We start from the raw sequence: 19,720 nt of genomic DNA on the forward strand, positions 1-19,720 counted from the left end.
CATGCTGGGGGGCATCGCCGTACGTCGTCTGCTGGCAGGCAGCGCGCTGATCCATTGCGAGACGCAGGCGAGCGCGGAAACGCTGCGCGAGGCGCTGCTGAAGGCCTATGCCACCAACCCGACGATCACCGCGCAGCGGGCGCAGCAGCGCGCCACCGACGAGAACGTCCCGATCGCCCGCGCATCCGGCCTGCCATCGGTCAACGCCAGCGCCGGCTACACCGAATATCTGCTCACCGCGTCGAACAACTTCGTCTCGCCCGGGCGCCAGGCGACGGCCAGCGCCAACGTCTCGGTGCCGATCTACACCGGCGGGCTGGTGCGCAACTCGGTGGCGGCGGCCAAGACCCGGGTCGACGGTGGCCGTGCGCAGCTGCGCGGGACCGAATCGGATCTCTTCACCAACGTCGTCGCCGCCTACATGGACGTCATCCGCGACGAGGCGATCGTCGGGCTGAACACCCAGAACGTCCGCGTCCTCGACGTCAACCTGCAAGCCAGCCGCGACCGGTTCCAGGTCGGCGACCTCACCCGCACCGATGTCGCGCAGTCCGAGGCACGGCTCGCGCTCGCCCGCGCGCAGCTCCAGTCGGCGCAGGCGCAGCTGATCACCAGCCGCGAGACCTATGTCCGCCTCGTCGGCACCCCCGCCGGCATCCTCGAGACCCCGCCGACGCTGCCGCATCTGCCGGGCAACCCGCAGCTCGCGGTCGAAACGGCGTTGCAGAACAATCCGTTCCTGCTCGCCGCGGCCAAGGAAAGCGACGCGACGCGCTACGACATCGGGGTCGCCCGCGCGAACCGCCTGCCGCGGCTCAGCGCGGTCGGTGGCCCCAGCTATTACAACTATCTCGGCTCCTACAACACCAGCGGGTCGGGCACGACGAACGCCGGCACCGCGGCCCAGGCCGGGCTGTCGCTCAGCGTGCCGCTGTTCCAGGGTGGTCGTCCCGCCGCGCAGGTCCGCCAGGCCGAGGCGTTGCGCGGCCGCGCGATCGAGAATGTCACTGCCACCGAACGCAACGTCATCGCGCAGGCGCGTTCGGCCTATGCGGTTTGGCGCTCGTCCGAACAGGTGATCCAGTCGTCGGAGACCGCGGTCAACGCCAACAAGCTGAGCCTTGAGGGCGTCCGTGCCGAGAACAGCGTCGGCACCCGCACCATCCTCGACATTCTCAACGCCGAGCAGGAGCTGCTGAACAGCCAGGTGACCTTGGTGACCGCACGCCGCGACGCCTATGTCGCGGGCTTCGCGCTGCTCGCCGCGATGGGCGAGGCGGAGGCGCGCGACCTTGGGCTCGACGGCGGCGTGCTCTACGATCCGGTCGCGAACTACAACCGCGTCCACCACAGGATCGGCGATTTCGGCGGCGACGGCGAACCCGCTCCGGTTGCGACCCGGACCGTGCAATCGCCCGCGCAGGACGCCGTAGTGAGGCGTCCGCAGGACGAATTGCTCGACAGTCCGGTTGACAGGACGCCCAACTTGACGACAGGTGCAGCCTCGCCGAACCGCCAATAGAGGCGGTGGCTACGATTCGGGACGCCGCGCATGGGGGATATCAGCGTAGAGCCGTCGATGGAGGAGATCCTCTCGTCGATCAAACGGATCATCGCCGAAGAGGGGGATTCGGTTCCCGGACGGCCGCGTCGCAACTCGCGCGCCACGCCGAGCGTTCGCCAGCCAATCGACCTCCCCATCGATCTCGATGACATGGACGAGGACGAAATTCTCGAACTGAGCGATCCGATGCCGATGAGCGACCGTACGCCGTCCCCGCGCGCCGCCAAGCCGGCACCCGAACCCGCACCGCTGCCGCCGCGCGCGCCCGCCGTCGACGCCGAGCCCGAGGCCGAGCCGATCGTCTCGCGCCACACCGCCGCCGCCGCCCGCGCGCCGCTGGAAGCGTTGTCGCGGCTGATGGTGAAGCCCGATTCGTCGAGCGACGGCACGCTCGAGGGCCTGGTCCGCGACATGCTCCGCCCGATGCTGCGCGAATGGATCGACGCCAACGTCCCGGCGATGGTCGAAGATATGGTCGCCAAGGAAATCGCAAAGATCACCCGCCAGGGCTGAACCTTCGTCATCCCGGGCTTGTCCCGGGATCCAGGGTTACAAAGTGCAGCGGTTTGGGCTCTGGAGCCCGGGATGACGGTGTATTCGTGACACTGGCCTCCCGCCCACCCGCCCGCTAAGGCGGCGGGCATGAGCGAACTTCCCAAAACCTTCGACCCCGCCTCCATCGAAGCGCGCTGGTACGCGCATTGGGAGAACACCGGCGCGTTCCGGCCCGACCGTCCCGGCGCCGAGCCCTGGACCATCGTCAACCCGCCGCCCAACGTCACCGGCTCGCTGCATATCGGCCACGCGCTCGACAACACGCTGCAGGACATCCTGACGCGCCACGCGCGGCTGAAGGGCAAGGACGCGCTCTGGGTGGTCGGCACCGATCACGCCGGGATCGCGACGCAGATGGTCGTCGAACGCCAAATGGGCGCGCTGACCCCGCCGCAGAAGCGCACCGACATGACCCGCGAGGAGTTCGTCGCGAAAGTCTGGGCGTGGAAGGAAGAAAGCGGCGGCGAGATCACGCAGCAGCTCCGTCGGCTCGGCTGTTCGATGGACTGGAAGAACGAGCGCTTCACGATGGACGAGGGCTTTTCGAAGGCCGTCGTGAAAGTGTTCGTCCAGCTCCACGAACAGGGCCTGCTTTACCGCGACAAGCGCCTGGTCAACTGGGACCCCGGCCTCGGCACCGCGATCAGCGACCTCGAGGTCGAGACCCGCGAGATCAAGGGCAGCTTTTGGCACCTGCGCTATCCGCTCGAAGACGGATCCGGCTTCATCGAGGTCGCAACCACGCGCCCAGAGACGATGCTCGCCGACATGGCCGTCGCCGTGAATCCGTCCGACGAGCGCTATACCGCGCTGGTCGGCAAGAACGTTCGCCTGCCGATCACCGGTCGCCTGATCCCGATCGTCGCCGACGAGCATGCCGATCCGGCGCTCGGATCGGGCGCGGTGAAGATCACCCCGGGCCACGACTTCAACGACTTCGAGGTCGGCAAGCGCGCGGGCATGAAAGCCGGCGAGATGCTCAACATGCTCGACGCCCGGGCGCAGGTTACTCAGGTTTCGGACGGCCTGATCCCCGCCGAGATGCTCGGCCTGTCGACCGCGGAGGCGCGGAAAGCCGTCGTCGCGCGGCTGAAGGATGAGGGCTTCCTGATCCCGCACATCGACAAGGAGGGCGTCGAGCACGACGCCGAACCGCGCACCATTCAGACGCCGTACGGCGACCGCTCGGGCGTGGTGATCGAGCCGTGGCTGACCGACCAATGGTATGTCGACGCCGATACGCTCGCGCGGCCGGCGATCGAAGCGGTCCGCGTCGGCGCGATCGATATCGTTCCCAAGACGTGGGAGAAGACGTTCTTCAACTGGATGGAAAACATCCAGCCCTGGTGCGTGTCGCGCCAGCTGTGGTGGGGCCACCAGATCCCGGCGTGGTTCGGGCCGGATGGCACCGCCTATGTCGCGGAAACCGAAGCCGAAGCGCAGCTCAAGGCGGGCGAGGGGGTAACCCTGACGCGTGATCCCGACGTTCTGGATACGTGGTTTTCCAGCGCCTTGTGGCCGTTTGCTACGCTGGGGTGGGACGGTGAAGAGTCTTCTTCCCCCTCCCGCTTGCGGGAGGGGCCGGGGGTGGGCTCGCGCCCTCCTCGAACGTTACGCCCGAAGGTGAGCGCGAGCCCACCCCCAACCCCTCCCGCAAGCGGGAGGGGGGCAACACGCTCAACGGTCGCTACCCCAACGACGTCCTCATCTCGGGCTTCGACATCCTGTTCTTCTGGAACGCCCGGATGATGATGCAGGGCCTGCACTTCATGGGCGATGTGCCGTTCCGCACGCTCTACCTCCACGGCTTGGTCCGTGCCGCCGACGGCGCCAAGATGTCGAAGTCGAAGGGCAACACGGTCGATCCGCTCGGCCTGATCGACCGCTACGGCGCCGACGCGCTACGCTTCTTCATGGCGGCGATGGAGAGCCAGGGCCGCGACATCAAGATGGATGAGAAGCGGGTCGAGGGCTATCGCAACTTCGCCACCAAGCTGTGGAACGCGGCACGTTTCGCGCAGGCCAACGGCATCGTCGCCAGCACGACGCTCGAAGCACCGCGTGCGGAACTCGCGGTCAACAAGTGGATCATCGCCGAGACCATCGCGACCGTCCAGAATGTCGACCTCGCACTCGCCGACTACCGCTTCGACGGTGCCGCCAACGCGATCTATCAGTTCGCCTGGAGCCGGTTCTGCGACTGGTATCTCGAACTGATCAAGCCGCAGATGGTCGGCGACGAGCGCGGCCAGATCGACGACGAGTCCAAGGCGGTCGCCGGCTGGGTGCTCGACCAGATCCTGGTCCTGCTCCACCCGTTCATGCCGTTCATCACCGAGGAACTGTGGCATGCGATGGCGGACCCGGCCCACCCGCGCGAGAACGACCTGATCCTCGCGCAGTGGCCGATGGCGGACGCCCGCTCGCTTGATCCCGAAGCGAGCCGCGAGGTCGACTGGCTGATCCGCCTGGTCCAGGAAATCCGCACCGCGCGCAACGAACTTAACGTGCCCCCCGGCGCGCGCCTGACGCTCCACGTCCGCGACGCTAACGCGACGACGCTGGCGCGCCTCGAACGCCAGGCACCAGCGCTCGCGCGCCTCGCCCGCGTCACGCATGCCGACGGCGAAGTGTCGGGTGGCGCGGCGCAAGTCGTGGTCGACGAAGCGACCTTCGTCCTGCCGCTCGAAGGCGTCATCGACCTCGACGCCGAACGCACCCGCTTGACCAAGGCGATCGCTGCGGCGGAAAAGGAGCGCGACGCGCTCGCCGGACGCCTCGGCAACGCCAGCTTCGTCGAGCGCGCCAAGCCCGAGGCTGTGGAAAAGGCCAAGGCCGACCACGCCGACAAGGCAGAAGAGGCCGCGCGGCTGCATGCGGCGGTAGGCCGGTTGGGCTAACTACTCCCCTCCCTGAAGGGGAGGGGAGTAGTTAGCCCAATTCCGTCACCCCAGCGAAGGCTGGGGTCTCCCGCTCGGGTCGCAGCGGTTGCCCCGAACTGGAAGACCCCAGCTTTCGCCGGGGTAACGGCGCGGCGGAGTCGGCGACGAAGGGCGTCGGGCGGCGGGCGTCCGCAAGAACAGTGTAACCCCATTCCAAAATCCCCCTGTGCTACACGCCGGGAATTTGCCACCCTCCAGTCATGAGCAATCCCCCCAAAAACCCGCCCCAAGCCCACCGCCAAGCCCCATCCTGAGCCCATCCAAAAAACAGCGTATCGTCTCAACGTCCTCAACATTCGCCGTTCCAACCACGGCCGATCCACCAACAGGATAGCCTCGTGGCACCACCAAAGCGCGACCTCACCACCGGCGATATCGGCCGCACCCTGCTTGCGTTCGCGTTGCCGACGCTGGGGTCGAACATCCTCCAGTCGCTGAACGGGTCGATCAACGCGATCTGGGTCGGGCGCTATCTGGGCGAGGGGGCGCTGGCCGCGACGTCGAACGCGAACATCATCATGTTCCTGATGTTCGGCGCGGTGTTCGGCTTCGGGATGGCGGCGACCATCCTGGTCGGGCAGAGCTTCGGTCGCGGCGATCTCGACGGCGCGCGGCGTGCCTTCGGTTCGGCGGTCGGGCTGGTGTTCGGCGGCGCGGTGGTGATCGCGATCCTCGGCTGGATCTTCGCGCCGCAGATCCTCCATCTGCTCGCGACCCCCGGCGATGCGATGCCGCTCGCGCTCGCCTATCTCCGCGTGATCTTCCTCGGGCTGCCGGCGTCGATGCTGATGGTGCTGATCATGATGGGCCTGCGCGGCTCGGGGGACTCACTGACGCCGTTGTGGTTCATGGGCGTCAGCGTCGTGCTCGACAGCGGCCTCAACCCGTTGTTCATCGCCGGCATCGGCCCGTTCCCGCGGATGGGGATCGCGGGTTCCGCGACCGCGACGCTGATCGCCAACCACGTCGCGCTGATCGGCCTGATCATATACCTCTACGTCCGCGACCTGCCGATCCGTCTGAAAGGCGCGGAGCTCCGCTATCTGCGCCCGTCCGCAGCGTTGACGGGGACGATCGTCCGCAAAGGCCTGCCGATGGGCGCACAGATGCTGGTGATGTCGACCGCCGGGCTGACGATGGTCGGGCTGGTCAACCGTCTCGGCGTCGATACCGCAGCGGCCTATGCGGTGTCGCAGCAGCTGTGGACCTATATCCAGATGCCGGCGCTGGCGATCGGCGCCGCGGTCAGTTCGATGGCGGCGCAGAACATCGGCGCGCGGCGCTGGGACCGCGTCGGCGACATCACCAAATACGGGCTGATCTTCAACATCGCGCTGACCGGTACGATGGTGCTCGCGGTGATCGCGTTCGATCGCTCGGTGATGACGCTGTTCGTCCCCGGAACCAGCCCCGCGCTGCCGATCGCGCGGCATATCCAGCTGATCGCAAGCTGGAACTTCGTCGTGTTCGGCGCGACGATGGTGCTGTTCTCGACGGTCCGTGCGAACGGTGCGGTGCTGATGCCGCTGCTGTTCCTGTTCGTGTCGATGTACCCGGTCCGGATCGGCTTCGCGCTCGTCGCGCAGCGCTGGATCGGGTCCGACGCGATCTGGTGGAGCTTCCCGGCGGGCTCGGTCGCGAACCTGGTCATGGCGATCGGCTATTACCGCTACGGCAACTGGCGCAAGGGATCGCTGGTGGTGCCGGACGAAGAGCCTCAGCCCACGGGTGAACCCGCCGGGACCGAACCCGCCGGCCGGCTTCACCCCTCCGGCTAGTTTTGAACCGGGGGCGCCATGACGCGGATGATCCCCGCGGCGATCTTCGCGGTGACCGGCGTCCGCGCCAGCACCTCGCCGTCGATCGAGATCGGCAGTTTGGGGATGGTATCGACCCGGATGCTCTTGCCGCGAAAGTCGCGCACTTCCTCGTGGCGGGACTCGTGACGCAGCACGCTGGCGACCCAGTTCTGGACCAGCCGGCGCTTCATCTTGCCCATTACCGCCTGCACGACGATCTCGCCCGAATCGACCGCCGCGGCATCGACCAGCTCGGTGCCGCCGTGGAACGGACCGTTCGAGATGCGCACCTCGACGACGCGCATCCGCACCGCGTCGTCGCCTTCGCCGACGATCAGCGTGAACGGCCGGAACCGCATGAACTGGTAAGCCGCCCAGCCGAGATACCCGACCCGGCCCAGCATTTTCTTCAGGCCGTGGGGCACCGTCTCGGCGATCTTCGGGCTGATCCCCATCGCGGCGCAATTGGCGAAATAGTCGCCGTCGATCATCCCCAGGTCGATCCGTCGCGGGGCGCCGGTACGGATCACCTCGACCGCGCCCTCGATCGTCAGAGGAATCCCCAGCGTCCGCGCGAAACTGTTGGCGGTGCCCAGCGGCAGCACGCCGAGGATGACGTCGTGACCGACCATCAGGTCGACCAGACCGCTGATCGTGCCGTCGCCGCCGCCCAGGATCAGCAGGTCGGGCTTCTTCGCCAGCGCCCTGAGCACGGTGGCCTCGAGGTCGTCTGGATCCTCGACCGCATGCGCGTCGACATCATAGGGAAGCCCCGACATCGCAGCACAGGCGCGCTTGAACATCGCCTGTCCCTTGCGCGACTTGGCGTTGACGACGAGCGCGGCGGAGCGGATCTGTGTGTCGGACATTGGAACCCCTAACGCACGGTGCGCGCTTTCGTACCGTAACGCTTGCAAGCCATTTCACCATCCAGCAAAGCCCGATCATGTCCAGCTATCCCGCGCTCCGCCTTCGCCGCACCCGTTCGACCGGGTGGAGCCGCCGGCTCCATGCCGAGACGGTTCTGACCCCCGCCGACCTCATCTGGCCGCTGTTCGTCTGCGAGGGGCGCGGGGTCGAGGAACCGATCGCCGCGCTACCCGGCGTGTCGCGCTGGTCGGTCGACAACATCGTCGCGCGCGGCCGCGAAGCGCGCGACCTCGGTATCCCGTGCCTCGCGCTATTCCCCTACACGCAGCCCGACCGCCGCACCGAGGACGGCCGCGAGGCGCTCAACCCCGACAATCTGATGTGCCAAGCGATCCGCGCGCTGAAGGATGCGGTGCCAGAGATTGGCGTGCTGACCGACGTCGCGCTCGACCCCTATACCAGCCACGGTCATGACGGCCTGGTCGACGCGGCGGGCTATGTCGTCAACGACACCACTGCGGACATGCTGGTCCGCCAAGCGCTGAACCAGGCCGCGGCGGGCGCCGACATCATCGCGCCTAGCGACATGATGGATGGCCGCATCGGCATGATCCGCGGCGCGCTGGAGGCCGATGCTCACCACAACGTCCAGATCATGAGCTATGCGGCGAAATACGCCAGCGCGTTCTACGGCCCGTTCCGCGACGCTGTCGGCAGCCGCGGCCTGCTCAAGGGCGACAAGAAGACCTATCAGATGGATTCCGCGAACGCCGAGGAAGCGCTGCGCGAGGTTGGTCTCGATCTCGCCGAAGGCGCCGACACCGTGATGGTCAAGCCGGGCCTGCCGTATCTCGACATCATCGTCCGGGTCCGCGAGGCGTTCAAGGTGCCGGTGTTCGCGTACCAGGTGTCCGGCGAATACGCGATGATCGAGGCTGCGGTCGCGGTCGGCGCAGCGGACCGCGACGCGATGGTGCTGGAGACGTTGATGGCGTTCAAGCGCGCCGGTTGCTCGGGGGTGCTGACCTATCACGCCGCGCATGCCGCGCGATTGCTGGGCGGATGATCGAGACCGCACGTGTGACGCTGCGACCCTGGCGCGACGACGACATCGAACCCTTCGCGGCAATATGCAGCGACCCAGAGGTCATGGCGCATCTCGGCGGGCCGCCATCGTACGCCGAAGTCGAGGCGATGATCGAACGCCAACACGTCGTCCAGGCAGCGCAGGGGCATTGTTTCTGGGCAGTCGAACGCCGCGATGATGGTGCCCTTCTAGGGTTTTGCGGGCTGCGGATCGGCGGCCATGCCGGAACGCCGGTCTCCGACGAGCTCGAGATCGGCTGGCGGCTGGCGCGGCATGCGTGGGGGCAGGGCTATGCGCGCGAAGCCGCGATCGCCAGCATCGCATGGGGCTGGGCGCATACCGACCGCCACCGGATCGTGGCGTGGACGGTCCCGGCCAACACCGCGTCCTGGGGACTGATGCGACGGATCGGCATGACCGCGGCGCCGATGCTCGATTTCAATCATCCGGGCTTTCCGGTCGGCCATCCGCTCGGCCGGCATATCGTCTACGCGATCGATCGTCCTGCGCGTGACTGAGCCGATGCCGAAGTGGTCCCGCGTGCTGTTCTTCGCGACGATCCTGACCGGATCCTTCCTGCTGTTCCTGGTCCAGCCGATGATCGCGCGTATGGCGCTGCCGCGGCTCGGCGGCGCGCCGGCGGTGTGGAACTCGGCGATGCTGGTCTATCAGGCACTCCTGCTAGCCGGATATGCCTATGCGCATTGGCTCGGGCGGGTTCGGCCCCGTGCACAGGCGGCGATCCATGTCGGCGTGCTGCTGGTCGCCGCTCTGTGGCTACCGATCGGCCTGATCGCGATGGACCTGCCCGCCGACGCGCAGCCTGCGGTATGGGTGCCGTGGCTGCTCGGCCTGTCGATCGGGCCGCTGTTCTTCGCGGTCTCCGCGCAGGCACCGCTGGTGCAGCGCTGGTTCAGCGCTGCGAGTGGCGGCGGCGATCCGTACGCGCTGTACGCGGCGTCGAACCTCGGCAGCTTCGGCGGGCTGATCGCCTATCCACTTATCGTCGAACCGCTAATGGCGACGCACAGCCAGAGCCTGTTGTGGAGCGGCGGCTATGTCGCTTTGGTCCTGCTAGTGCTCGCCTGTGCGACGCGGCTGCCGCGGACCAGCGCGGTGGACCATGTCGCCGCGACCAGCGCGCGCGCCACGACCCGGCGCGTGCTGCACTGGATCGTGCTGGCGCTGGTGCCGTCGGGGCTGATGCTGGCGACCTCGACGTATATAACCACCGACATCGTCGCGATGCCACTGCTGTGGGTGTTGCCGCTCGGGCTGTACCTGCTGAGCTTTACGGTCGCGTTCGCGGCCAACCGTGACATTGCGGATTTCCTGACGCGGGTCGCGCCGGTGACGATCCTGCTGTTCGGTGGCGTCATCATGGGCGGTTATAACGAACGCCCGTTCTTCAGTGCGGGGATCGCGCTGACCTTGTTGTTCATGATCTCGGTCGCGTTGCACACCGCGCTGTACCGCCTGCGTCCCGCGCCGGACCGCCTTACCGGCTTCTATCTGGCGATGTCGGCCGGCGGCGCGCTGGGCGGCGTGTTCGCGGGGCTGATCGCGCCGGTGGTGTTCGACTGGACCTATGAATATCCGCTGCTGATCCTCGCCGCCGGGGTGCTGGTGCCGCAGACCTTCCTCACGCATCATTTCCGCGCGCTGTGGACGCAGCCGGGTTGGCGGCGAAACGCGGTGCTGGCGGCGATCGTCGTCGTGTTCGCGGTCATGCTCGGCCTGCGGATATCGCAGCCGGACGGGGTGTTCGGCGACGACCATCAGGGATTGGCGTTCGTGGTCATCGCTGCGATCGGCTTCGCGACGATCGGCGCCAGGCTACCCTATGTCGCCGGACTGGCAGGGGCGCTGATCCTGTTCGGCGGTTACCGCGCGATCGAAATGTCGGTGGCCAAGGGCGCCCGGACGCGGAGCTATTTCGGCGTCTATACCGTCCGCGACAGGCTCGGGGTACGCGAGCTGGACCACGGTACGACCGTGCACGGCGTGCAGCTACGCGGATCGGTCGCGCGAGAGCGCACGCCGACCACCTATTACGCCCGGGGATCCGGCGTCGGCCTGGCGATGGACGTGCTCGGCCCGCTTTATGGTCCGAACGCCCGCGTCGGGATCGTCGGGCTGGGGACCGGCACGCTCGCCTGCTATGCGCAGCCGGGACAGCAATGGCGGTTCTACGAGATCGATCCTGCCGTCGTCCGCATCGCGCGCGATACCGGTCAGTTCAGCTATCTCGCGCGGTGCCTGCCCGATCCCGTGATCCGGATGGGCGATGCCCGGATCGCACTCGGTCACGACGCGCCGAACAGCCTCGACCTGCTCGCGCTCGATGCGTTCTCGTCCGATTCGGTGCCGATGCACCTGATGACGCGTGAGGCGTTCGCGACCTATGGCCGGGTGCTCGCACCGAACGGCCTGCTGCTGGTGCATATCTCGAACCGCTTCATCGACCTGGCGCCGGTCGTCGCCGCGGTCGCGCACGACGGCGGATGGACCGCGATCGAGATGCAGTATCGGCCGTCGACGCTGGATGCGAACCGCGCGTCGCCCTCCGACTGGATCGCGCTGTCACGTGACCCCGGTTCGATTGCTGCGCTGAAGGCGAACGATCCCGGCTGGCAACCGCTGGTCGGCCGGTCGGGCTTCGCCGCCTGGACCGACGATTATTCGACGATCCTGCCGTTGCTCAAGCGTTAGGCGGCGGGGAGGGTGGCCTGGATGCGCGCGATCGTCGCACCCTGACGATCGTTCTCGGCCTGGGCCTTCGCCCGCAGCGCGGTAAGCGCCGGATATTCAGGCTGCAGCTGCACCGCACGATCGGTCGCATGCTGCTCGATATCGCCGACCAGCGCGGAGGATTGCGCACGCCAGTCGTCGAGCCCGGCCAGTGCGGTCTGCGCGGTGAGCCATGCCTCGCTGCCCGCCGCCCGGCCGCGCGCGGCGCGGGCCGCGGTCTCGGTCGCGGCGGCATCCTTGGCGAACCCCGCCGCAATCCCGTCGAGTTGCGTCGACAGCTTGACGATAGCGGCATCGAGTGCGGGGTCTGGCGCCGCTACCACGGGCTTCACCACGGGCTCCTCGAATCCCAGCTTCTCGATCGGACGTGCGCCGAGCGACGGATAGCCTGCAGTATCGCTTGCACAGGCGGTGAGGGCGAGCAGGCCGGCGAGCGATACGATCTGTTTCATCCACCAGTCCCTATGCGCGGCAACTTTTCCGCGCAACGCACTTGCGCGATCCGAAACCCCCTACTAGTAGCGCACCTCCAGTGCACCCATAGCTCAGCTGGATAGAGCATCAGACTACGAATCTGAGGGTCGGGCGTTCGAATCGCTCTGGGTGCACCAGGATTTTCCGCTTCATAGCGGCGCTGTCAGGCCGGTCACGGCAAGGCGATGCACCCATAGCTCAGCTGGATAGAGCATCAGACTACGAATCTGAGGGTCGGGCGTTCGAATCGCTCTGGGTGCACCAGCCGTCTAGCGGCTTCAATTCATCACCATATCTTACCGATCCCGACCGACCTCGTGCGGTTCGGAGCCATGATCGGCTGTCTCTTCCTCTCGGCCTGTACTCCCGGACCCAGCAAAGCCGGGTCCGATCAAAACCCGCGCGCGTACCAAGGGTCGGCGCCATCGAATCCGTCTGGAGCGTGAAGACATCCAAAGGGGATCGATGCCGTGTACCGTTTGCTTCTCACCTCGTCCGCCACGCTCGCCCTCGTCGCGGCCGCGTCCGCTTCGGCACAGACCGTGATCGACACTAAGCGCACCACCGCCGTCAACACCGCGACGGTAAAGGCCGGCGCCGCCGATAATATTAACATCGTCGCCGCGGGCAGTGTCGTTACCGCCGGCGGCACCGCGGTGACGATCGACAGCAACAACAGCGTCGCCAACGCAGGGACGATCCAGATCACCGACGCCAACGGCGCGACCGGCATTCTGGCGCAAGTCGGCGTCCGCGGCGATATCACCAACAGCGGCAAGATCATCGTCGACGAGAGCTATACCGCGACCGACACCGACAAGGACGGCGACCTCGACGGGCCGTTCGCGCAAGGCAATGCACGAACCGGCATCCGCACCGCGGGCGCCTTTTCCGGCGCGATCACCAACAGCGGCGAGATCACGGTCGAGGGCAATGACTCCGCGGGCATCCACCTGGGCGGACCGCTGACCGGCGCTCTGGTCCATTCGGGCAAGACGACGGTCCTCGGCGACCGGGCGGTCGGCGTACGGGCGGACGCGGTCACCGGCGCGGTCACCTTGGGCGGTACGATCACCGCCGTCGGCCGCGACGCTGTCGGCGCACGGTTTGACGGCAACATCGGTGGTGCGCTGGTTGTCGAAGGTGCGATCGGCACCACCGGCTACCGCTACACCACGCCGCCCGCCGACGTATCGAAGCTCGATGCCGACGACCTGTTGCAGGGCGGCTCCGCGCTCGTCGTCGCGGGCGACGTCGCGGGCGGCATCACGCTGTCGAACGCCACCGGCAAGACCGCGGACGTGGCGTCGTTCGGTGCGGCGCCGGCGTTCCAGATCGGTGCCGCCAACCGTTCGGTAACGATCGGCGCGGTTGCCGGAACGACGCCAGCCGCCGGGCTGGTCGTCAATGGCAAGGTCACCGGCAGCGGCATCTATAGCGGCATCGCGGCGACCGGGATCGCGGTCGGCGGTCTTGGCGGCAGCGTCACGATCGCGCAGGCGGTCGCGATCGGCGGGACCGTGCAGGCGACTGCAACCGGCGCGGCAGCGACCGGGATCCGCTTCGGCGCCGGCGCCTCGACGCCCGAACTGCGCGTCACCGGCGCGGTCAACGCAGCCGGCGGCGGCACTACCACGACGCAGTCCACCGCAGTCCTGGTCGACACCGGTGCATCGGTGGCGACGATCCGCAACAGCGGCACGATCCGCGCGACTGCGACCGGCGCCACAGCCTTCGCCATCCTCGATCGCACCGGTGGTGTGACGCTGGTCGAAAACAGCGGTGCGATCGGCGCAGCCGGCGGTGACGCTGCGCGGTCGGTCGCGATCGACCTGTCGGCCAACACCAGCGGCGCGGTCATCCGCCAGACCGCGCCAACCGCGGGCAACGCCCCGACGATCACCGGCACGATCCGCTTCGGCACCGGCAGCGACCGGCTCGAGATCGCCGCGGGCGCGGTCGCAGGCGACGTCGCGTTCGGCGCGGGCAGCAACCGCCTCGATCTCAGCGGCACCGGCAGCTATGCGGGGGCAGTCAGCTTCGGCAGCGGCGCCGACACCGTCGCGATCGGCGGCACCGCACGGTTCGACGGCACCGCCGATTTCGCAGGCGGTGGCCAGGACGTGCTGGCGATCAGCGGCAAGGGCATCTTTGCAGGCAAGCTCGCCAACGCCACCAACCTCGCGGTTACGGTGGCATCGGGCGGCGGCACGTTCGCGGCCAGCGGCGGAGCGGCGATCGGATCGCTCGCGCTCGGCGAGCAGTCGATCCTCAGCGTTGCGCTCGACAAGGCGAACCCGACCGCCAACCTCATCCAGGTCGGCGGTGCGACCACGATCGGCGCCAACAGCCAGCTCGCGCTGCGTGTTGCGGGCGGTACCGACATCGCCGGGCGCTATGTCGTGCTGCGATCGGGGACGCTGACCGGCGCCAACAACCTGACGCTCACGGCCACCGCGGTGCCGTTCATCTACAAGGGCGCGATCGTCGCCGGTGCCGCCAACGAGATCGCGGTCGAAGTGGCGCGGAAGGCTAAGGGCGAGCTGGGCCTCAATCGTGCCGGCACCAGCGCGTTCGATTCGATCGATGCGGCGATCGGCAGCGATGCCAAGCTCGCCACCGCGGTACGCGGGATCTACGACGGCGCGGCATTCCGCAGCGCGGTCGACCAGATGCTGCCGAACTATGCCGGCGGCGTGTTCGAAAGCGTGACGCTGGGGTCGCGCGCAGCCGCCGCACAGCTTCGCGAACCATCGGGCGCGTTCAGCGAAGAGGGCGATTGGGGCTTCTGGCTCACCCCGTTCGGCTGGGACGCCTCGAAGGCGACGCGCAGCACCACCAGCTACGACGTGCGCGGCTGGGGCCTGAGCAGCGGGCTCGAACGCAAGACCGAGGCTGGCAATTTCGGCGTATCGCTCAGTTACCTTAAGGGGCGCGACAGCGAGGGGCTGGCGGTCAACCGCGTCAACCACAGCCAGTATGAACTCGCCGGCTTCTGGCGCGGACGTTGGGGCGGCATATCGGCACAGGCACGCGGGTCCGCCGCGTTCGTCTCGCTCGACAGCATCCGCCAGTTCGACGGCGTGATCGGGACCGAAGAGGTGCAGCGGATCGCCAACGGCGACTGGAACGGCATGCTCTACACCGGCTCGGGATCGGTGTCGTACGAGCATGTCGTCGGTCAGTTCAGCCTGCGCCCGGTGCTCGCGCTCGATTACTACAAGTTCAACGAGGATTCCTATCGCGAGACCGGCGGCGGCACCGGCTACGACCTGACGGTACGGAAGCGCAGCAGCGACGAACTGGCGCTGACCGCGAGCCTAGCGGCGGGAATCAACTTCGGCGGCGACGATCGCTACACGCAGTGGAGCCGCATCGAGGTCGAGGGCGGTCGGCGCCAGCATATCGCCGGTACGCTCGGCAGCACCACCGCCAGCTTCGGCAGCGGCACCGCCTTCACGCTCGATCCAGAAGCGCGCGACAGCGGCTGGACCGGCAAGGTCCGCGCGATCACCGGCTCCAGCGAGGTCCGGTTGAGCGGCGAGGCGGGCGCCGAGCAGCGGCTTGGCGACGTCGCGCTGTCGGTGCGTGCCGCCCTCCAGTTCGCCTTCTAGGCGAAGCGCGTGCGCGTCCCCCGCACGTGCGATCCGGCGCTCCACCCTGCCCCGGGGTGGGGCGCCTTCTCTCCCGTCGCCGGATCGGCTAGACGATCGTCCTCCCGTTCATTTCCACCGGTCACCCCCATGTCGCCCCCCGGACATCCACCCGGATCTCTCAGCGGGATCGAGGCCGTCTACCTCGGCAATCGCGACAAGCTGGTTCGGTTTCTGATCGCACGCGGCGCCGGCGACGCGGCCGAGGACCTTGTCCACGATCTGTGGATCAAGGTGTCGGGGCGGATCGACGGTCCGATCGGCAACCCGCTCGCCTATCTGTTCCGCGCCGCCGACATGCTGATGATCGATCGCTACCGTGCCGATCGACAGGCCGGGCAGCGTGACCGGAACTGGAGCGAGGGGCAGGGTGACGGCGATGTCGCCGGCGATCCATCGGCCGAGCGGATCGTGGCATCGCGGCAGGAGGCGGCACGGGTCGCCGAAACCCTGGCTGCGCTAAGCCTGCGGCAGCAAACGATTTTCCGTCGTGCACGGATAGACGGCGTGCCGCAGCGGCAGATCGCGGCCGAGCTGGGGATCAGCCTCAGTACCGTGGAAAGCGATCTGCGGATCGCCTGCCGCGCGCTGGTCGACCTCAAGGAACGGATGCGATGACCCATCCCATGATCGACGACGAGGCACTGCACTGGGCGATCCGGATGGCCGAGCCCGACGCGGACTGGGACGCGTTCACGGCGTGGCTCGAGGGCGATTCCGCGCGGGCCGGGCGTTACGACCGCGCCGTCGTTGCAATCGACGATGCCGCGACCGCGGCGGCGTTGCCGGCAGCTGAACTGCGTGCACCAGTGCGCGATACCATGGCGCGACCGCGGTCGCGGCGCTGGGTCGGGGCTGCGCTTGCGGCGTCGCTGGCGGCCGCGATCGGGTTCGGTACCTGGACGCAGATGCCGCGGCCCTATGTGGTCAAGACTCGCGCCGGCGAACAGCGCAGCGTCGCGCTCGGCGACGGCAGCAGCATACTTCTCGCGGGCGCATCGAAGGTGACGCTGGACGCGCGCGATCCCCGTATCGCGACCGTCGATAGCGGCGAGATGCTGTTCCGCGTCCGCCACGATGCCGCCGGGCCGTTCGCGGTGCGCGTCGCCGGGCTGCGGCTGGTCGATCTCGGGACGGTCTTCGACGTCAAGGCCGCGGCTGGCCACACCGTTGTCGCAGTGTCGGAAGGCGCGGTGATGGTCGACCCGGACGGCGCCGCGATGCGGCTCGACCCCGGCCAGGCGGTGGTCGCAGACGGCACCACGCTGGTCCGCCGCGTGGTCGACGTCGCGGATGTCGGCGGTTGGCAGGCCGGTCGGCTGGCGTTCGACGATGTGCCTTTGGCAGAGGTCGCGGCGGACCTGTCCCGGCATCTCGGGCGGCGCGTGACCGCGGCACCGGCGATCGCCGGGCGGACTTTCCGCGGTACGCTCGACGTCAAGACCGTCGCGGACCAGCCTGCGCTGCTCGGTACGCTGCTCGACGTCGCCGTGCGTCAGACCGGGGAGGGCTGGACGCTGGAACCGCGCCGATGAACTTTTGCGCGCACGTGGCGGGGGCCGTGGCGACATGTGTCGTCACCACCGCCGCTGCTGCCGGACCGATCGCCGTCGACCTGCCTGCCGGCAGCGTCGGGCAACAGGTCGTGGCGCTCGGGCGTCTCGGCCGCGCGAGCATCGTCGTGCCCGACGCGCAGCTGTGGTCGCGTCGCGTGCCGGCGTTGCGCGGGCAGCTGACGATCGAGACTGCGCTCGCCCGGATCGCGCGCGATGCCGGAGCGCGGATGCAGGCGATCGGTCCGGCGAGCTGGCGGCTGGTCCCCGAGCGCCGCGTCAAGGCGGCGCCCCGGCCGCCTCGCCGCCAACCAGCGCCGGTATCGGAGACCCCAGTTGCGGATGTCGTCGTCACCGCCAGCAAGCGCGACACCAGCCGGCAGCATTTCGCGGGGCAATATGCCCGGGTCGCCGGCACCGACCTGGAATTCGGCGGGACCGGGGGCACCGAACGGCTGGCCGACCGGTTGACCAGCGTCGCCTCCACCTATCTTGGCGCGGGGCGCAACAAGCTGTTCATTCGCGGGATCGCGGATTCGAGTTTCACCGGACCTACGCAGGCGACGGTGGGCCAGTATTTCGGCGATCTCCGGCTCAGTTACAACGCGCCCGACCCCGATTTGCGGCTGTCGGATCTCGCCGCGGTCGAGGTGCTGGAAGGGCCGCAGGGCACGCTGTACGGCGCCGGATCGCTCGGCGGCCTGATCCGGCTCGTCCCCAACGCGCCCGATCCGTCGCGAGCCAGCATCTCCGCGACGCTGGGCGGATCGACGACCGCGCATGGCGGACCCGGCGCGGACACGCAGCTGGTGGCGAACGTGCCGCTGGTCGCCGACTGTCTCGCGATCCGGATCGTCGCTAATGCCGCGACCGAGGGGGGCTATATCGACAAGCCGCTGCTCGACCGCACCGACGTCAACCGCACGCGTATCGAGGGTGGCCGCGCCGCCGCGCATCTCGATCTCGCACCCAGGTGGAGTGTCGAACTGATCGGCATCGGCCAGCGGATTCGCGGGGCCGACAGCCAATATGCCGATCGCGACGGGCGTCCGCTGACCCGCTCGGCCCCCGTCACCGAAGGGTTCAGCGCCGACTTCGGCCAGGCCCAGATCGTGCTGGCCGGCGTGATCGGCACGGTGCGGTTCCGCTCGACCAGCGGCGTCACCGCGCACGACCTGATGGAACGCTATGACGCGACCATGCCCGGCGAGCCGGTGCGACTGTTCGCGCAGGCCAACCGCACCCGGATGCAGGCCAACGAGACCCGGCTGTGGTCGTCGAGCCCCGACGGGTCCGGCTGGCTGGCGGGCTTCAGTTACCTTCACAACCGCAGCCGACTGACGCGGTTGTTTGGCACGCCTGGCGACCTGATACCCGTCACCGGCGTCGTCAACGGCATCGCCGAGACGACGCTGTACGGCGAGGGCAGCGTGCGCGTGCTGGCGGGCCTGCTCGCCACCGCCGGGCTGCGCGTGACCCGCTCGGTCGTCGACGGTGAGGGTGCCGACGTCACCGAACGCATCGCGCTCGCGCAACTGGCGACCACCGCGCAGCGGGCGCAGACCATCGTGCTGCCCTCGGCGGCTGCGCTTGTCGACCTGACGCCGAGGCTGCAGCTGTTCCTGCGCTATCAACAGGGGTTCCGGCCGGGCGGCCTGGCGATCGATGGCGATTTCGTCCGGCGTTTCCGCAACGACCGGGTCGCGACCACGGAAGCGGGGTTGCGGACCGGACGGCCCGGCATCGACAGGATCGACGCGTCGCTGACGCTGGCGCACACCGCATGGCGCGATATCCAGGCGGACTTCATCGACGGCTCGGGGCTGCCCAGCACCGCGAACATCGGCGACGGCCGGCTTTGGACGATCGAGGGCACGGTCGGGACGCGGGTCGGCCAGGCGTTGCGGTTGGAGGCTGCGGTGTCGTACAATGACGGACGGATCGACGATCCCGCCTCCGCGTACGGACTGTCCACGCTGGTCGCCGCGTTCGCGTCCGACCCGGTCGCAAGCCGCGCCCAGATCCTCGCGCGTCTCAGCCAGATCCCCAACATCGCCCGCATCACCGCGCGCACCGGCGCAATCTATCGCCGGCAATTGAGCGGATCGACCGATCTCAAGGTCGATGGCTGGCTGCGCTATGTCGGATCGTCGCGACTGGGGGTCGGACCCGTGCTCGGCCAGCGCCAAGGGAGCTATCTCGACACCGGCATCACCGCGCGGATAGGTCTCGGGACACTCGGGATCACGTTGGGCGTCACCAACCTGGCGGACGTCCGCGGCAACCGCTTCGCGCTCGGCACCCCGTTCACCACCGGCCGCGACCAGGTGACGCCGCTTCGGCCTCGAACGCTCCGCCTGGGCCTCGACACCGCCTTCTGATCGCCGCGCAGTGCCGTCGCCGGAATGGTCGAAAGCAGCGTCCAGTGACCGGAACATTCGCGCTTTCCAGCCATTTTTCCAAGGCAGCGCA

At 68.3% G+C, this 19,720-nt stretch carries 12 protein-coding genes, 2 tRNA genes and 1 pseudogene; 13 read left to right on the forward strand and 2 right to left on the reverse strand.

Going from position 1 to position 19,720, the window contains the following annotated elements; translation table 11 throughout:
• Nucleotide 1: 1 nt before the first annotated feature.
• From SJY20_RS07140 to SJY20_RS07155, 4 genes and pseudogenes are all read left to right on the forward strand, one after another.
• A complete protein-coding gene (locus tag SJY20_RS07140) occupies nucleotides 2-1,522 on the forward strand; it encodes a TolC family outer membrane protein (protein ID WP_380785960.1) in 1,521 nt (506 codons plus the stop codon).
• 30 nt (nucleotides 1,523-1,552) lie between these two features.
• Nucleotides 1,553-2,077, forward strand: coding sequence for a DUF2497 domain-containing protein (locus SJY20_RS07145; protein ID WP_380785961.1), 525 nt, complete (start codon nucleotides 1,553-1,555; stop codon nucleotides 2,075-2,077).
• Nucleotides 2,078-2,206: 129 nt separating this feature from the next.
• Nucleotides 2,207-5,019 (forward strand): annotated as a pseudogene (locus SJY20_RS07150) (valine--tRNA ligase).
• A 380-nt stretch (nucleotides 5,020-5,399) separates the two neighbouring features.
• Nucleotides 5,400-6,839, forward strand: coding sequence for an MATE family efflux transporter (locus SJY20_RS07155; protein ID WP_380785962.1), 1,440 nt, complete (start codon nucleotides 5,400-5,402; stop codon nucleotides 6,837-6,839).
• On the opposite strand, the gene SJY20_RS07160 is transcribed toward SJY20_RS07155, so the two are convergent.
• Nucleotides 6,836-7,729, reverse strand: a complete 894-nt coding sequence (locus SJY20_RS07160) for a diacylglycerol/lipid kinase family protein (protein WP_380785964.1) — start codon at nucleotides 7,727-7,729, stop codon at nucleotides 6,836-6,838. The genes SJY20_RS07155 and SJY20_RS07160 overlap by 4 nt on opposite strands.
• Nucleotides 7,730-7,806: 77 nt before the next feature.
• Here SJY20_RS07160 and hemB point away from each other — a divergent pair, with 77 nt between their 5' ends.
• From hemB to SJY20_RS07175, 3 genes are read left to right on the forward strand one after another with little or no spacing between them, the layout of a single operon-like run.
• Entirely contained in the window at nucleotides 7,807-8,796 is a 990-nt protein-coding gene (gene hemB / locus SJY20_RS07165) for a porphobilinogen synthase (RefSeq protein WP_380785966.1), read from the forward strand.
• The gene (locus tag SJY20_RS07170) at nucleotides 8,793-9,335 is read left to right on the forward strand and encodes a GNAT family N-acetyltransferase (protein ID WP_380785967.1); all 543 of its coding nucleotides are present in this window, start codon (nucleotides 8,793-8,795) and stop codon (nucleotides 9,333-9,335) included. Before hemB ends, SJY20_RS07170 begins: the two co-directional genes overlap by 4 nt.
• Before the next feature lie 4 nt (nucleotides 9,336-9,339).
• On the forward strand, nucleotides 9,340-11,529 hold the full coding sequence (locus SJY20_RS07175) for a spermidine synthase (protein ID WP_380785968.1): 2,190 nt from the start codon (nucleotides 9,340-9,342) through the stop codon (nucleotides 11,527-11,529).
• Here the strand turns inward: SJY20_RS07175 and SJY20_RS07180 are convergent.
• Nucleotides 11,526-12,020 carry a hypothetical protein gene (locus SJY20_RS07180; RefSeq protein WP_380785970.1) on the reverse strand — a complete coding sequence of 165 codons (495 nt, stop codon included), beginning with the start codon at nucleotides 12,018-12,020 and terminating at the stop codon, nucleotides 11,526-11,528. The two genes, SJY20_RS07175 and SJY20_RS07180, sit on opposite strands and share 4 nt — an antisense overlap.
• An 82-nt stretch (nucleotides 12,021-12,102) precedes the next feature.
• Between SJY20_RS07180 and SJY20_RS07185 the strand changes: the two genes are divergently transcribed.
• The 6 genes from SJY20_RS07185 to SJY20_RS07210 all read left to right on the forward strand — a co-directional run bounded on the left by SJY20_RS07185 (nucleotide 12,103) and on the right by SJY20_RS07210 (nucleotide 19,629).
• Nucleotides 12,103-12,179 (forward strand) — tRNA-Arg (locus SJY20_RS07185).
• Nucleotides 12,180-12,229: 50 nt separating this feature from the next.
• Nucleotides 12,230-12,306 (forward strand) — tRNA-Arg (locus tag SJY20_RS07190).
• Between the two features lie 206 nt (nucleotides 12,307-12,512).
• Nucleotides 12,513-15,656, forward strand: a complete 3,144-nt coding sequence (locus tag SJY20_RS07195) for an autotransporter domain-containing protein (protein ID WP_380785971.1) — start codon at nucleotides 12,513-12,515, stop codon at nucleotides 15,654-15,656.
• Nucleotides 15,657-15,785: 129 nt separating this feature from the next.
• Nucleotides 15,786-16,313 carry an RNA polymerase sigma factor gene (locus SJY20_RS07200; protein WP_380785972.1) on the forward strand — a complete coding sequence of 176 codons (528 nt, stop codon included), beginning with the start codon at nucleotides 15,786-15,788 and terminating at the stop codon, nucleotides 16,311-16,313.
• Nucleotides 16,310-17,230 carry a FecR family protein gene (locus SJY20_RS07205; protein ID WP_380785973.1) on the forward strand — a complete coding sequence of 307 codons (921 nt, stop codon included), beginning with the start codon at nucleotides 16,310-16,312 and terminating at the stop codon, nucleotides 17,228-17,230. The genes SJY20_RS07200 and SJY20_RS07205 overlap by 4 nt, the downstream gene beginning before the upstream one ends.
• Before the next feature lie 26 nt (nucleotides 17,231-17,256).
• A complete protein-coding gene (locus tag SJY20_RS07210; RefSeq protein WP_380785975.1) occupies nucleotides 17,257-19,629 on the forward strand; it encodes a TonB-dependent receptor domain-containing protein in 2,373 nt (790 codons plus the stop codon).
• Nucleotides 19,630-19,720: the final 91 nt, after the last annotated feature.

Source organism: Sphingomonas sp. R86521 (assembly GCF_042466235.1).
In the GTDB taxonomy this organism is placed as follows: domain Bacteria; phylum Pseudomonadota; class Alphaproteobacteria; order Sphingomonadales; family Sphingomonadaceae; genus Sphingomonas.